Annotated in this window: 16 protein-coding genes; 10 read left to right on the top strand and 6 right to left on the bottom strand. The window is 42.3% G+C overall.

All coding sequences use genetic code 11. From position 1 onward, the window contains the following. The first annotated feature begins 7 nt into the window (after positions 1 to 7). Positions 8 to 142, top strand: coding sequence for a hypothetical protein (locus RM368_RS03330; RefSeq protein WP_322692730.1), 135 nt, complete (start codon positions 8 to 10; stop codon positions 140 to 142). Positions 143 to 375: 233 nt separating this feature from the next. Here RM368_RS03330 and RM368_RS03325 read toward each other — a convergent pair whose 3' ends face one another. After that, positions 376 to 684, bottom strand: a complete 309-nt coding sequence (locus tag RM368_RS03325) for a helix-turn-helix domain-containing protein (RefSeq protein ID WP_322692783.1) — start codon at positions 682 to 684, stop codon at positions 376 to 378. Between the two features lie 192 nt (positions 685 to 876). Here RM368_RS03325 and RM368_RS03320 point away from each other — a divergent pair, with 192 nt between their 5' ends. Beyond that, the gene (locus RM368_RS03320; protein ID WP_322692729.1) at positions 877 to 1500 is read left to right on the top strand and encodes an FMN-dependent NADH-azoreductase; all 624 of its coding nucleotides are present in this window, start codon (positions 877 to 879) and stop codon (positions 1498 to 1500) included. 162 nt (positions 1501 to 1662) lie between these two features. Here RM368_RS03320 and pdxH read toward each other — a convergent pair whose 3' ends face one another. Then, on the bottom strand, positions 1663 to 2307 hold the full coding sequence (pdxH, locus tag RM368_RS03315) for a pyridoxamine 5'-phosphate oxidase (RefSeq protein WP_322692728.1): 645 nt from the start codon (positions 2305 to 2307) through the stop codon (positions 1663 to 1665). 127 nt (positions 2308 to 2434) lie between these two features. Here pdxH and RM368_RS03310 point away from each other — a divergent pair, with 127 nt between their 5' ends. From RM368_RS03310 to RM368_RS03300, 3 genes are all read left to right on the top strand, one after another. Then, on the top strand, positions 2435 to 3520 hold the full coding sequence (locus tag RM368_RS03310) for an AI-2E family transporter (RefSeq protein ID WP_322692727.1): 1086 nt from the start codon (positions 2435 to 2437) through the stop codon (positions 3518 to 3520). A gap of 362 nt (positions 3521 to 3882) precedes the next feature. Further along, on the top strand, positions 3883 to 4725 hold the full coding sequence (locus tag RM368_RS03305) for a ScpA family protein (RefSeq protein WP_322692726.1): 843 nt from the start codon (positions 3883 to 3885) through the stop codon (positions 4723 to 4725). Positions 4726 to 5053: 328 nt separating this feature from the next. After that, positions 5054 to 6223 (top strand): NDP-sugar synthase, encoded by a 1170-nt coding sequence (locus RM368_RS03300; RefSeq protein WP_322670766.1) that lies wholly within the window; start codon positions 5054 to 5056, stop codon positions 6221 to 6223. A gap of 146 nt (positions 6224 to 6369) precedes the next feature. On the opposite strand, the gene speA is transcribed toward RM368_RS03300, so the two are convergent. Beyond that, the gene (speA, locus tag RM368_RS03295) at positions 6370 to 8385 is read right to left on the bottom strand and encodes a biosynthetic arginine decarboxylase (RefSeq protein ID WP_322692725.1); all 2016 of its coding nucleotides are present in this window, start codon (positions 8383 to 8385) and stop codon (positions 6370 to 6372) included. Positions 8386 to 8657: 272 nt separating this feature from the next. Between speA and ndk the strand changes: the two genes are divergently transcribed. Next, on the top strand, positions 8658 to 9107 hold the full coding sequence (gene ndk, locus RM368_RS03290) for a nucleoside-diphosphate kinase (protein WP_322692724.1): 450 nt from the start codon (positions 8658 to 8660) through the stop codon (positions 9105 to 9107). 224 nt (positions 9108 to 9331) lie between these two features. Here the strand turns inward: ndk and RM368_RS03285 are convergent, their stop codons facing one another. Beyond that, entirely contained in the window at positions 9332 to 10054 is a 723-nt protein-coding gene (locus tag RM368_RS03285) for a TerC family protein (protein WP_322692723.1), read from the bottom strand. Between the two features lie 199 nt (positions 10055 to 10253). Between RM368_RS03285 and RM368_RS03280 the strand changes: the two genes are divergently transcribed. From RM368_RS03280 to RM368_RS03265, 4 genes are all read left to right on the top strand, one after another. After that, on the top strand, positions 10254 to 10436 hold the full coding sequence (locus RM368_RS03280; RefSeq protein ID WP_322692722.1) for a hypothetical protein: 183 nt from the start codon (positions 10254 to 10256) through the stop codon (positions 10434 to 10436). Positions 10437 to 10789: 353 nt separating this feature from the next. Continuing rightward, complete coding sequence (locus tag RM368_RS03275; protein WP_094347859.1) at positions 10790 to 10966, top strand: DUF6888 family protein; 177 nt, start codon at positions 10790 to 10792, stop codon at positions 10964 to 10966. Further along, a complete protein-coding gene (locus tag RM368_RS03270) occupies positions 10963 to 11232 on the top strand; it encodes a DUF6887 family protein (RefSeq protein WP_322692721.1) in 270 nt (89 codons plus the stop codon). The genes RM368_RS03275 and RM368_RS03270 overlap by 4 nt, the downstream gene beginning before the upstream one ends. Further along, positions 11229 to 11480, top strand: coding sequence for a type II toxin-antitoxin system RelE/ParE family toxin (locus RM368_RS03265; RefSeq protein WP_322692720.1), 252 nt, complete (start codon positions 11229 to 11231; stop codon positions 11478 to 11480). Before RM368_RS03270 ends, RM368_RS03265 begins: the two co-directional genes overlap by 4 nt. 107 nt (positions 11481 to 11587) lie before the next feature. Here RM368_RS03265 and RM368_RS03260 read toward each other — a convergent pair whose 3' ends face one another. Further along, complete coding sequence (locus tag RM368_RS03260) at positions 11588 to 12028, bottom strand: hypothetical protein (protein WP_322692782.1); 441 nt, start codon at positions 12026 to 12028, stop codon at positions 11588 to 11590. Between the two features lie 67 nt (positions 12029 to 12095). Beyond that, positions 12096 to 12785, bottom strand: coding sequence for a hypothetical protein (locus RM368_RS03255; RefSeq protein WP_322692719.1), 690 nt, complete (start codon positions 12783 to 12785; stop codon positions 12096 to 12098). Positions 12786 to 12941 lie beyond the last annotated feature (156 nt).

Genomic DNA, 12941 nt, shown 5'->3' with positions numbered 1-12941 from the left:
AATCAAAATGAGTGATAACCAAGAACCAAAGGATGACTCTGAAAAAAAATCAAAACCAAAAATATCAAAACCAAAACCACCACCAACCATCGGAAAACCCCCCAAAACTGAGGGACCGGAACGACCAGTACAGCCTTTTTAAAGAGGCTTGTAGTCCCTTCAAAAAGGAGTTTTGCGTTTTTTTAATCCAAAGTTCCTACAATCATATCAAGTCTGCTCAATTACACCCATAATAACTACCCCACCCACCCTGCCGCAGTGCTTCACTTTGCCAAAGTGAGGCACTGCGGTGGACAACTTCCCTGCATAAAGCAAGTGCCGTAAGGGTTGGGTAGGGATAATGCGAGAACTATGGGCAATTTGCAGAACATCATATCAAACATTACTATTGCTATGTTCTCGTTGTTCGCTGCCATACCAACGTTCAGCAAGTGCATTGAGTTGATGAAGGATTTCAATGAGTTCCTGTCCGCGTTCTGTAAGACCGTAAGTGACTTGAGGTGGGATAGTTGGTTCATACTGGCGATAAATAATTTCTGCTGCCTCAAGCATCCTCAGTCTTTCTGTCAGCACTTTAGTTGATATGCCTTCTACTTGGCGCTTCAATGCACCAAAGCGAATAGGGCCGCGACTACACAACACCCATAGTATGTACATTGTCCAGGGCCCCGATAATAAGGACATCAAAATACTGATTGGGCAAGCATCAGGATTTGTAGAAGCAGACATCGATAAGTTAGCCAAAATTATCCGATAGTTACTATAAAGTAACTACTTTACTTTAGTAACTAGTTACTTTTAGTATCTGATGTAATGCTTTGAGATAAAGATTCAAAAAAAGTAAAAGCAGAAATCCTAGTTAATCAGGAGATATTTGTGGTAAACATTCTACATATTGATTCCAGCCCTCGTGGTGAACGATCGCACTCCAGAGAATTATCTAAGGAATTCGTCAGTGCTTGGAAGGCAGCACATCCTGAAGATGCGATCGCCTATGCCTATCGAGATTTAGGGCATCACCCAGTTCCTCACGTTGATGAAGCTTGGATTGCGGCGGCATTTTCACCACCAGAAACCCATACTCCAGAATTAACTGAGGCACTTAGGATTTCTGACGAACTGGTTGATGAGTTTTTGGCAGCCGATCGCTACGTCTTTGGAGTGCCAATGTATAACTTCAATATACCTTCCACCTTTAAGGCTTACATCGACCAAATCGTTCGCATTAACCGAACTGTTGCCTTAGATGCTCAAGGTTTTAAGGGGTTAGTCCAGGGCAAAAAAGCAGTTATCATCACAGCTCGCGGCGGTGACTTTAGCGCGACATCTCCTTTTCTTGCTTATGATTTCCAAGAACCCTACCTGCGGGCAATTTTCGGCTTTATTGGGATTACAGATATTCAATTTATTAACGCTAACAGCCTGAATGAAGGTGATGCCCGTACCCAATCTCTATCAGAAGCAAAGGCAGCAATTCAAGATGCGATCGCCCAGTGGTAATGTGATGCGGGGCATTGGGAATTGGGCATGGAGAAGAGACAAGGTAGACAAGGAAGAGGAGAGAGACAAGGGAGAGACTTGTTTAAGAATTCCCCCTTGTCCCCTTGTCTCCTCTACCTCCCGGTCACTGAGCGAAGCCGAAGTGCTGCTACCCCTGCTTCTTTAGGGTGACAACCGCTCAATCTTCCAAGTGCTATTATCTAAACGGCTATAGAGCAAGCGATCGTGCAGACGGCTAGGGCGTCCTTGCCAAAACTCAATTTCTGTAGGGATAACTCGTAAGCCGCCCCAATGAGGTGGTCGAAGAATCTCCTGATTTTCATGTTTGCTTTGAAACTCTTGCAAGCGCCGCTCTAAGACTTCTCGACTTTCTATGACCTCGCTTTGATTAGATACCCATGCACCCAGGCGACTGTTAGCTGGGCGACTGTGAAAATATTGGTCAGACTCAGTTTCGGAAACTTTCTCCACATACCCCGAAATTCGGACTTGACGTTCCAGTTCTGCCCACCAAAAGACTAAAGCGGCCTGGGGATTTTCTGCTAATTCTTGTCCTTTGTGACTATTGTAGTTAGTAAAGAAGGTAAAGCCCCGTCGATCAAAATCCTTAAGCAGCACCATTCTGGCTGAAGGCTTACCGTCTGGTGTGGCTGTGGCAATGGTCATGGCATTCGGTTCAGGGAGTTGTGCTGCTAGAGCCTGATCGAACCATTTTTTAAATTGGATAAAAGGATTGAGTTCTACTTCGAGTTCGCTCAAGCCTTCCAAGGTGTAGTCTTTGCGAAGGCCAGCTACAGTTTTGTCCATTGTGATTTGTTTCCTTGCTATCAGATACGCTTATATATATCTTTGTTAAAAATATCTATGATGATAATCAGTGCCATCAAGAATTTTACAAATTCTCTCAAGAAATATTTAAAATAGGTTGCGTCAGATGCGCCGTTCGACCTCCCTTCGACGTCTGTTAATTTATGGTCTGAGCGGTCCAGTTATCGCTCTCAATATCTGGCTACTATCCTTGCTGTTTCGCTATTTCCAGCATCCCATTACTGTTTTGAGCATTGCGGCGATTCTGGCTTTTCTGCTCAATTACCCGGTTAAGTTCTTTGAACGTGCCCGGATCACGCGCACTCAGGCGGTGATTATAGTTTTACTTGCAACATTAACCCTGCTTGGGATTCTGGGCGTTACCCTAGTGCCGTTGATCGTTGACCAAACAATCCAACTGTTAAATAAAATTCCTGATTGGTTAGGCGCTAGTCAAGCAAACCTAGAGCAGTTTGAGATGTTGGCAAAGCAACGACGTTTGCCAATCGATCTGAGGGTTGTGAGCAGTCAAATCAATGCCAACATTCAAAATGTAGTGCAACAGCTAGCTTCTGGTGCAGTAGGATTTGCTGGAACACTACTTTCTGGATTAGTTGACTTAGTGTTAGTCATTGTGCTTGCATTTTATATGCTTTTATATGGCGATCGCGTCTGGTATGGTCTGATCAATCTTTTACCCTCTAACATTGGAGATCCCCTCACCACATCTTTGCGCTTAAACTTTCAGAACTTCTTCCTTGGCCAGCTGTTACTAGGATTGTTCATGGTGCTAACTCTGACACCAATTTTCTTAGTCATAAAGGTGCCTTTTGCCCTGTTGTTTGCCATTTTAATCGGTATTTCAGAACTCATTCCCTTTATTGGGGCGTCTCTCGGCATTGGTCTGGTGACAATTTTAGTACTACTGCAAAATTGGTGGTTAGCAGTTCAAGTTGCGATCGCGGCAATTCTCATGCAGCAGCTTAAAGATAACTTGTTAGCTCCCAGGATACTCGGTAATTTTATCGGACTCAATCCCATTTGGATTTTTGTAGCTATTCTAATGGGATTTGAGATTGCTGGCTTGTTAGGGACAATTGTTGCTGTTCCAATTGCTGGTACTATTAAGGGCACTTTCGATGCGATTAAGAGCGGCAAGCCGAGTGATTTTGTCTCAACTGTCACTATTGCCCATGATTCGCCTCCTGATTAAGGGGGCAGGGGAGAAATCAATTCAAAATTCAAAATTCAAAATTCAAAATTCAAACATTGTACAACTTCTCCCTCCTGCCTCCTCTTTCCCAATTCCCAATGACGCCACTTGCTCCACTTGGGGAGACCCCAAGACCGCAGTGGCTCCCCAATGCCCAATGCCCAAGGTCAAAAGTTGCACAATCTAATCTCACAATTCACAATGGTGATCGATTACAAATTTTAAAGGATATTGCCAGCAGGCAATTTCTGAAAAAAAGAAGCGCAAGCGAATGTATAGAGTATACGCTTTGCCAATAGTCAATTAGTTTAGTCTTGAATTTACAGTCTTTTGATTCTCATTAATTAACTTAGAGCCTGTTGATGGAAGCTTCCGAGCTGTTAGAAACAATCACATTTTTGATTTACCAAGCCGAGCAGGGGGAAATTGATCCTTGGGATGTCCAAGTGATCGAGGTGATTGACCGCTATTTAGAACTGATGGCACCGGGGGCAATAATAAGAGGCTATGAAGCGGACTTGTCTCAATCTGGACAAGCATTTTTATCAGCATCAATGCTGGTATTATTCAAGGCAAATACCTTGATGCAATTGTCAACAGTAGGAGATGCACAAGATGGTGTAGAAGATGATGTCCTATTGGAAGATGAAGACGGTGTATTACATCAGGGTCATCGTCTACCCTTAGAACGGCAATTACGTCGTCGTCCAGCGGCAATGCCACCACCAAAGCGCCGGGTGACTCTGCAAGAGTTAATTGAGCAATTGCAGATTATGGCTAACCAACTGAAACTGGTAGAAAAAGTCAGCAAACCTATCCGTCCCAGGCGTCAACCTAGCGTTCAAAGTATGCGAGAGGCGCTGGAGTTAGCTCACCAAGAAAATCTGACAGAAGTCGCTGGGGAACTGGAGCAGGTGTTGAAATTGTCGGCAAGAGAGCTAAGTTTAGAACAAAATTGGTTGAATTTAGAACAACTTGTAGAATTATGGACTAAGACAAAGCTTCTTAACCAAAATGGGTCTGGACATAGGTCTGGACATGAGTCTAAACACAGTAACCTAGTTAGCGTTTTCTGGGCACTACTATTACTCTCGGCTCAATCGAAAGTAGAGCTATTTCAAGAGGACTTTTATCATGAAATTAAAATTCGCTTAATTAGAGATTCAGCTAATATCGGCAAACCTTTTGAGAATCCGATGAACTAAGCCCGTAAATTCGTGGCGAATTAAAGGTTTAAGTTTAAACGCACAAAGGAGGGAGGCAGCGCGTTGTGGGGGTTTCCACGGCAGTCGCTCATGGGGGGAACCTTCAAGGCTGCTTCCTACATTGTCATAGATTTTTGATTTAGCCCTAAAATCCGAGTAAATTGAAAAGATAAGCGATCGCTTGTCATCTAAGTATATCGATGGTTGTAATAAACGCTAAATTCCTGTTATCCCTATTCTGAGGGATGACTTAGAGCAGAAATAAAAACTGATGGTTAAGTATCACTCAATGAAAGTAAACTGGCTTGTGGTTGAGGAATAAATTTTTATGAAAGCGATGATTCTCGCGGCTGGCAAGGGTACTCGCGTGCGTCCGATTACGTACACTATGCCCAAGCCGATGATGCCCATCCTGCAAAAGCCAGTGATGGAGTTTTTGCTGGAACTGTTACGCCATCATGGATTTGACCAAATTCTAGTCAATGTTAGTCATTTGGCTGAGGAAATAGAAAACTATTTCCGTGATGGTCAACGGTTTGGGGTGCAAATTGCCTATTCCTTTGAAGGGAAAATTGATGACGACGGAAAACTGGTAGGCGAAGCGATAGGTTCTGCTGGAGGGATGCGGCGCATCCAAGACTTCTCACCGTTTTTTGATGATACCTTTGTAGTTTTATGTGGTGATGCTTTAATTGACCTGGATTTAACTGCGGCGGTTAAATGGCATAGAGCTAAAGGGTCGATCGCTACTATTATCACTAAATCTGTTCCGAAGGAAGAAGTTTCTAGCTATGGTGTGGTTGTGACTGACGAAGAGGGACGGGTCAAAGCTTTCCAAGAAAAACCTTCAACTGAAGAAGCCCTCAGCACCAACATCAACACAGGTATTTACATTTTTGAGCCAGAGGTTTTTAACTATATTCCCTCTGATGTTGAATATGACATTGGTAGCCAATTGTTTCCCAAATTGGTAGAAATCAAAGCCCCCTTTTACGCCATTCCTATGGACTTTGAATGGGTAGATATTGGTAAAGTCCCAGACTATTGGCGGGCGATTCGTGGTGTGCTGCTGGGTGAAATCAAAAATGTGCAAATTCCTGGTCATGAAGTCGCCCCTGGTATTTACACTGGCTTAAATGTCGCCGTAAATTGGGACAAAGTGGATATCACAGGCCCAGTTTACATCGGTGGAATGACGAGAATCGAAGACGGAGCTAAAATTGTCGGCCCAGCTATGATTGGCCCCAATTGTTGGATATGTAGTGGCGCAACAGTGGAAAACAGCGTCATTTTTGAATGGTCGCGCCTGGGCCCTGGAGTCCGGTTAGTTGATAAGCTGGTATTTGGACGTTATTGCGTAGATAAAACTGGCGCTGCGATCGATGTTCAAGCTGCTGCTTTAGACTGGCTGATTACCGATGCCCGTCAGACACCGCCATCACATACCCCTGTTGAGCGACAAGCGATAGAGGAATTGTTAGGAACGAATACAAATTAAAGTTAGGAGTTAGGAATTAGGAGTTAAGAGTTTGGAGTTTGGAGTTATTATTTCATATTTCCCTCTTCACTTCTAACTTTTAACTTTATTCCTAACTCTTCACTTCTAAACTCCTAACTTTATTCCTAACTCTTCACTCCTAACTCCTAACTATTTAAGTACGTATATCTTCTAAGACTCTGCTCGTAGGTTTGCAGTAGTCGCTGAGATTCCGCTAGGGTGATGCGCTTTTCTTCTAATGCTTTCTCGCAGCGCTGGCGAATGTTTTCCACCATATCTTCGGAGTCATACTGGACGTAGCTTACTACTTCGCTCATGGTGTCACCTTTGACAACGTGTTCAATTTGGTAGCCTTTGGGCGTTAATTGGATGTGAACGGCGTTGGTATCGCCAAACAGGTTGTGCAAATTGCCCATGATTTCTTGATAAGCTCCATTCAAGAACATTCCCAAATAATAGGGTTCTCCGGGCTTGTAGGTGTGCAATTCTAAAACCGACTTGACATCGCGCAGGTCAATAAAGCGGTCGATTTTACCATCACTGTCGCAGGTGAGGTCTGCTAAAATTCCTCGCCGTGTTGGTTCTTCATCTAAACGGTGGATTGGCATAATCGGGAATAGCTGATCGATCGCCCAGCAATCTGGTGCCGATTGGAACACTGACATATTCACGTAGTAGATGGAAGCCATGATTTTCTCTAGGTCTTCTAGTTCATCTGGTACGTATTCTTGCTGTCTAGTTATGGTAAGAATTTTTTGACAACAAGCCCAGTAGAGACGTTCGGCTTTAGCTCGTTCTCTGAGGCGTAAAATTCCTAAGTTGAAGCGGCTGATGGCTTCTTCTTTGAATTGTGTAGCGTCATGGTAGAACTCCTGATAATTCTCTTTGTTAATGGATTGGTAAGTTTCCCAAAGATAATTAATAATTGGGGATTCTCCCTCTTGTGGAGGTTCTGGGTTGTCGAGAGGAACATCACTAGTACTAAGAACATCAAAAATCAGTACCGACTGATGGGAAGCGATCGCTCGTCCACTTTCACTAATCAGTGTTGGTACGGCAATCTGCCGCTCTGCACAGGTATCTTTTAACTCTGCCACGATGTCGTTGGCATAGTTCTGCATGTTGTAATTTTTCGATGCATAGAAGTTGGTTTGGGAGCCATCATAATCTACGCCCAAGCCGCCACCAACATCAAGGTATTTCATATCAGCTCCCAGCATTGCCAATTCCACATAAATGCGGCTGGCTTCTTGGATAGCATCTTTAATCACATTAATGGCGGAGATTTGTGAGCCGATATGGAAGTGCATCAACTGCAAAGAATCGAGCAAGTTAGCTTCGCGTAACTTGTCAACAGCCTCGATGACTTCAGGCATTGTCAAACCAAATTTAGCGCGATCGCCACTAGAGGTTCCCCAACGTCCCATGCCTTGAGTACTGAGTTTAGCACGAACCCCTAATATCGGTTTAATACCTAACTGGCGATTGGCATCAATCACCAAATCAACTTCTTCAATCTGTTCTAAGACAATGATTGGTGTTTGCCCTAGTCTTTGGGCTAACATTGCCGTTTCGATGTATTCTCGGTCTTTGTAGCCGTTGCAAACTAACAATGCTCCTGGTGTATCCAAAATAGCTAGAGCAATCATTAATTCTGGCTTGGAACCGGCTTCTAAACCAAATTGATGGGGTTTGCCAAATTTCACTAAATCCTCAATCAAATGCCGTTCTTGATTGCATTTGACGGGAAACACACCACGGTAGACACCAGGGTAATTGTAGCGGGCGATCGCTTTGGCAAAACAAGCATTCAACCGCTCAATCCGGTCTTCCAATATATCGGAAAAGCGAATCAACATGGGAAGTCCCAAGTTGCGCTGTTTCATGGAGTTGACCAATTCAAACAAGTCAAGAGATCCCCCGCGATCGCCCTTGGGTGACACGGTAACGTGACCAGCAGCGCTAATGGAAAAATAAGGTTGTCCCCATCCTTCAATGCGGTACAAGGCTTCGCTATCCTCAATTTTCCAGGAGCGAGGTAAATCTCCTGTGGTAGAACTCGGTGGTAACAGTTTTTTGTGCTTGTGATTTTTCACTTCTTTTTGTCCATTGGACGGTACTTGTACCACCTCGTCAGATGTAGCAGTTGACTCAACACCCATTTCTTCCTAACCTCTGTTTTTCACCCACGAGTTAACAATTTAGCGCATTCATTTCGGAACGTATATGCACCCAAGGATAATTTCTGAGATAAACTCTGATTGGTCAAGAGTCGTATGTCATTAGTCATTAGTCATTGGTCATTAGTCACTTGTACTGAGCGAAGTCGAAGTATTGGTCATTAGTGCAAAACCCTTGTACTCAAGACAGAGGACGACAAAGGACGAAGGACAAATGACAAGATAAAAACTTTATTAAGCTTTGGGAGATAGCAATGGAACGTACATTCTTAGCAATTAAGCCTGATGGAGTACAGCGGGGACTAGTGGGGGAAATTATCCGTCGCTTTGAAACTAAAGGTTTTACCCTAGTTGGTTTAAAGTTACTAAAAGTCAGTCGAGAATTGGCTGAACAACACTATGATGTTCACCGGGAACGTCCCTTTTTTGCTGGTCTAGTTGAATTTATCACTTCTAGCCCAGTGGTAGCAATGGTATGGGAAGGTGATGGTGTCGTTGCATCTGCTAGAAAGATTATTGGTGCGACGAACCCTTTAACAGCAGAGCCAGGAACGATTCGGGGCGATTTTGGTCTGAATATTGGTCGCAACTTAATCCACGGTTCTGATGCTCAAGAAACCGCGCAACGGGAAATAGCCCTATGGTTTAAGGATGAAGAATTAGTCAATTGGCAACCACACTTAACGCCTTGGTTGCACGAGTAATGGGGGGTTAGAAGTTAGGAGTTAGGAGTTAAAAGTTAGGAGTTAAAAGGGAACTCCAAATAAAAAAATACTCAACTACTTTTTGTGGGGTGGGCGACACGATCGCCCCAAGCCTTGGGCAGACAAGATGTCCACCCCACAAGATTGAAGAATTTATTTGTTGGAAGTCCCAAAGTTAAAAACTCATAATAATTAATAACTCCTAACTCTTCCTTCCTCCTCAATTATTTAGAAAGTTCGCTCTTTTCTGGTTCTACTTGGGGTAATTCAGTACTAACGCGCTTAGAAAATCCCCAGCCTAAAATCAGGAAGATAGCAGCAATCATAATCCATTCTGGTGGAACTAAACTATCGTTGACCACTTTTAATAACAAACGCAAGCCCACCAACGCTACAGTTACATAGCCTGCGTCTTCTAGGTTTTCGTATTCGTCTAGCCAACGGATAAACAATCCCGCCATGAATCGCAGCGTAATAATACCAATTGTTGCACCCGTTAACACTAGCCATTTTTCTTGAGAAACTGCGATCGCAGTTGTGACGCTATCCAAAGAAAATGCCAAATCTGTAAATGCAATCACGGGTATGGCTTGCAACAATGAATTAAAACGCGGGCCGTGATGGTGTTCGTCCTTAGATTCTTCCGAGGTAAAGTGTTGGAATACCAACCACAGCAGATAAGCAGCGCCCAATAATTCAAATTGCCAGAATTGTTGTACCCAAGTAGCAGTGAGAATCAGGGTGATTCGCAGCACGTAAGCAACGACTAAACCAAAGTTGAGTCCTTTACGCTCAAGTTCTTCGTTTTCCAGCCCCTTAGCGATCGCAGCGAGGGCGATCGCATTGTCGGCAGATAACAACGCCTCTAAAAGCACCAGGATCGCCAGAACTATAAGGGCTTCAAGGCTGAAATGAAAGTCGAGGTAATCAAAAATTCGGTCTAGCATTCCGGGTTTCTCAAGCAGAAAAAATTAAATTTTGACAAGAACAGAGATTTTCATGTTAAAAAGCGCAATAAATTGCCACTCTAATTCAGCTTAACGTGGTTATGGTGCATTTTGAAGAGGGTTAAATCTGTGCAATAGCCCTACAAGTGAGGTAATTTGCGTATAAGTCAATACACCCAAAGTTTTAACATCTAGTTTAGTGCGATCGCAATGGACTCTAGTCAGTTCGCATCTTGAATTAGAATATGAGAACAATGCTCAGTTACCAGTTCGTCTTGCCCGTTTTCTCAAAACTTCAGGTTATGACACGATCCACACCAGAGACTTACCACAAGAAAATGCTACGCCAGATAATGAGATTAATGCCGTATCAATTCAATAAAATCGAATTTTAATTACCAAAGATGTGGATTTTGTCAACTCTTTTTTAACGGTTTAAGAACCTTATAAATTACTTTTAATCACCACGGGGAATATTAATAACTCAGAATTGAAATCCCTATTTATAGCTAACTTCCAATCTGTAGTTGAATTGTTTAAGCACCATTCCTATATTGAAATAAACCGAGACACCATTATTGTGCATCAGTAGTCTCTATCAAATTTCTAAATCACACATAGACTCGATGTTGCTAGGGAGCTATGTCTTCTATGAATTGGCTTTAATAGACAGTGCCTTAATAAGGCACTCTACAAATTGGGGATTTTTTACTGAGATTTTGCTAATTATGCTGAATGAAACCAACTAATGAACAAGCAATTGAATTATTTAAGGTATGTCAGGATTTAACTCAGATGTACCTACCAATTTACTTGGTGAGATTAGATGAACGGACAACACGCATTTACATTCTGGCTGGACAAAGCTTTGAAGTAGAAATATTGCCAAATGGGAGGGTAAGATATTTATGACTAAGGTAAATTTTCAAGGGATGACTAAACAAGAGTTAAGAGCTTATGTGTTGGAACATCGAGACGATCGAGAAGCTTTTTATGCATTAACGGACAAACTTAGAGAAGAACCAGGGATTGAAATTACCTCAACAGAGCAGATGCATGAGCTAATTGAAGCAAAGTTAGATGAGGCTGATGCAAGAGATGCTTATACAGCATTAGAGGAAATTGCAGGGCTGGGGACAAAACCCTTTGAAGAAATTAAAAGAGAGTTAGGGATATGAGCTACCAAGTAGCATTAGCACCTTCAGCGGTGCAGAAAATTACAGAATTAGACTTAGAGGTGCAGCAACGACTAGCGAAAAAGTTAGAGGAACTAGCATTAAATCCACATCCAGAAGATGCTCATCCATTGAAGGATACTGAAGGGCTGTATAAGGTTCGTTTGGGTGAATACCGCATTATTTACCAAATTCAGAATCAACCGTTACTACTAACGGTGATAAAGATTGCACATCTCAAAGATTATTAAAGCTTATCTGGAAAAGCGATCGCCTATATACCACCCAATAGCAACCAAAATAAAACATGAAAACCCTTGAGTTCAAAATTTACTCTACCACTACGCAATTCTAAATTTCACAAAATCTCTGTTAACTTTCCAACAAGAGTATTTGCTAAATCCAATAACCTGATGTCATCTGTATCAACACTATTCCCTTCACCAGCTAACAAGTGTATTACAGCAGATAACCTGTCATTGGTTTGAGAAATTCTCCAAGCCTCATCTAAGTTTACGGCAAAATCAAACAGCGATCGCTCTCTTAAATGTTCTCTTACCCTCACAGCTACATTATCATTACTGACCAGAAATTCTTTAATAGTATCTAATTGAAAACTACCTAATATTTCGTCATGTCCCCACGTTTCTAGCCAGTCTCCCTCCACATCTTCAACGTAAATATTGACAAAATCAACTCCATAAGTTAGCCAGTTTTGCTGCATTTGTCGCGCCGTCGCTAAAGCTTCAGCAAATGTATCTACTTGATTGTTGCAGTGAGTTTCTCTCTTATTAGGCATAAAAGCTGTAATTAGCACGTAAGTATATAGGCTAGACACAAATCTGAAATATGAAATTCCTGAAAAGTCACGAAAATTTTAAATATTTGCCACCAGAAAGGTAATCACTGTTATACAGGGCCACGTTGACTAACTGGTTGACAAAATTAGCATCTTTGGGATTGTAACTTAAGAACAGCCCCCTCTCGATTTCCCACGATCGCAGTGTATTTTGCCAAGCTTCGTACTTTTGGTGATTGAGTTCTTCACTAACACTGGTAACTTGAATGCACAGTGGTTGATTGTTACGACTAACAATTAAGTCTGTTGCCATAGAAAGGTCGGCTATATAACGCTGCCAAAAACTACCTTCTCGCTGAACAATATCTTGAGCTATCGATCTAATGATATCATTATCAACCTGATTAAACTCGCCTGCCATCAATTTTTGTTTCCAAATATAAAACTTGGAGTCACTTGCATTGAACCATCTGGGAAAGAGATAACCATACCAATATCTCTCAATTGGCGTCATCATCTCGAACTTTGCTTTTTGTTCCTCTTCTGAAGGTAAGGATTTAATCATCAGCCAAATTGTAGAATCTGTAATTACCTCTAGCAGAAAGGCAATTACAAAGGGTTTTGCAGTCAGAGAACCTGGCTTGATGTCTTTTACCCAACGATTGATTTCATCTAATCTTCTCGCTAGATTATGATCTATCGAGGAGGCTTGCTCGATAAGGGACTTTAACCGATCCTTAATTTCTGTTGCTTGCAAACGATGCCCTACTTTCAGAAAATTACGCTTTTTTACACATTTATTACTAGATTTTAACTTGAAAATGTATTTAATTAATCTCCTAATGCAATCGAATATTCTCTAGGTCGATGCCCTGTAAACGTGAAGCCTCCCGCAGTCGATCTATTTCTTACT

The sequence above is a fragment of the Nostoc sp. DedSLP03 genome, from assembly GCF_034530815.1.
Classification (GTDB): Bacteria; Cyanobacteriota; Cyanobacteriia; order Cyanobacteriales; family Nostocaceae; genus Nostoc.
The sequence above is the reverse complement of the archived record's forward strand: the minus strand, read 5'-3'. Positions and strand labels throughout refer to the sequence as shown.

Coding starts and splice junctions, on each gene's coding strand:
- RM368_RS03310 (WP_322692727.1), top strand. CDS start 2,435: ATGCGCCGTTCGACCTCCCTTCGACGTCTGTTAATTTATGGTCTGAGC.
- RM368_RS03300 (WP_322670766.1), top strand. CDS start 5,054: ATGAAAGCGATGATTCTCGCGGCTGGCAAGGGTACTCGCGTGCGTCCG.
- RM368_RS03325 (WP_322692783.1), bottom strand. CDS start 684: ATGTCCTTATTATCGGGGCCCTGGACAATGTACATACTATGGGTGTTG.
- speA (WP_322692725.1), bottom strand. CDS start 8,385: ATGGGTGTTGAGTCAACTGCTACATCTGACGAGGTGGTACAAGTACCG.
- ndk (WP_322692724.1), top strand. CDS start 8,658: ATGGAACGTACATTCTTAGCAATTAAGCCTGATGGAGTACAGCGGGGA.
- RM368_RS03305 (WP_322692726.1), top strand. CDS start 3,883: ATGGAAGCTTCCGAGCTGTTAGAAACAATCACATTTTTGATTTACCAA.
- RM368_RS03265 (WP_322692720.1), top strand. CDS start 11,229: ATGAGCTACCAAGTAGCATTAGCACCTTCAGCGGTGCAGAAAATTACA.
- RM368_RS03330 (WP_322692730.1), top strand. CDS start 8: ATGAGTGATAACCAAGAACCAAAGGATGACTCTGAAAAAAAATCAAAA.
- RM368_RS03275 (WP_094347859.1), top strand. CDS start 10,790: ATGAAACCAACTAATGAACAAGCAATTGAATTATTTAAGGTATGTCAG.
- RM368_RS03285 (WP_322692723.1), bottom strand. CDS start 10,054: ATGCTAGACCGAATTTTTGATTACCTCGACTTTCATTTCAGCCTTGAA.
- pdxH (WP_322692728.1), bottom strand. CDS start 2,307: ATGGACAAAACTGTAGCTGGCCTTCGCAAAGACTACACCTTGGAAGGC.
- RM368_RS03270 (WP_322692721.1), top strand. CDS start 10,963: ATGACTAAGGTAAATTTTCAAGGGATGACTAAACAAGAGTTAAGAGCT.
- RM368_RS03260 (WP_322692782.1), bottom strand. CDS start 12,028: ATGCCTAATAAGAGAGAAACTCACTGCAACAATCAAGTAGATACATTT.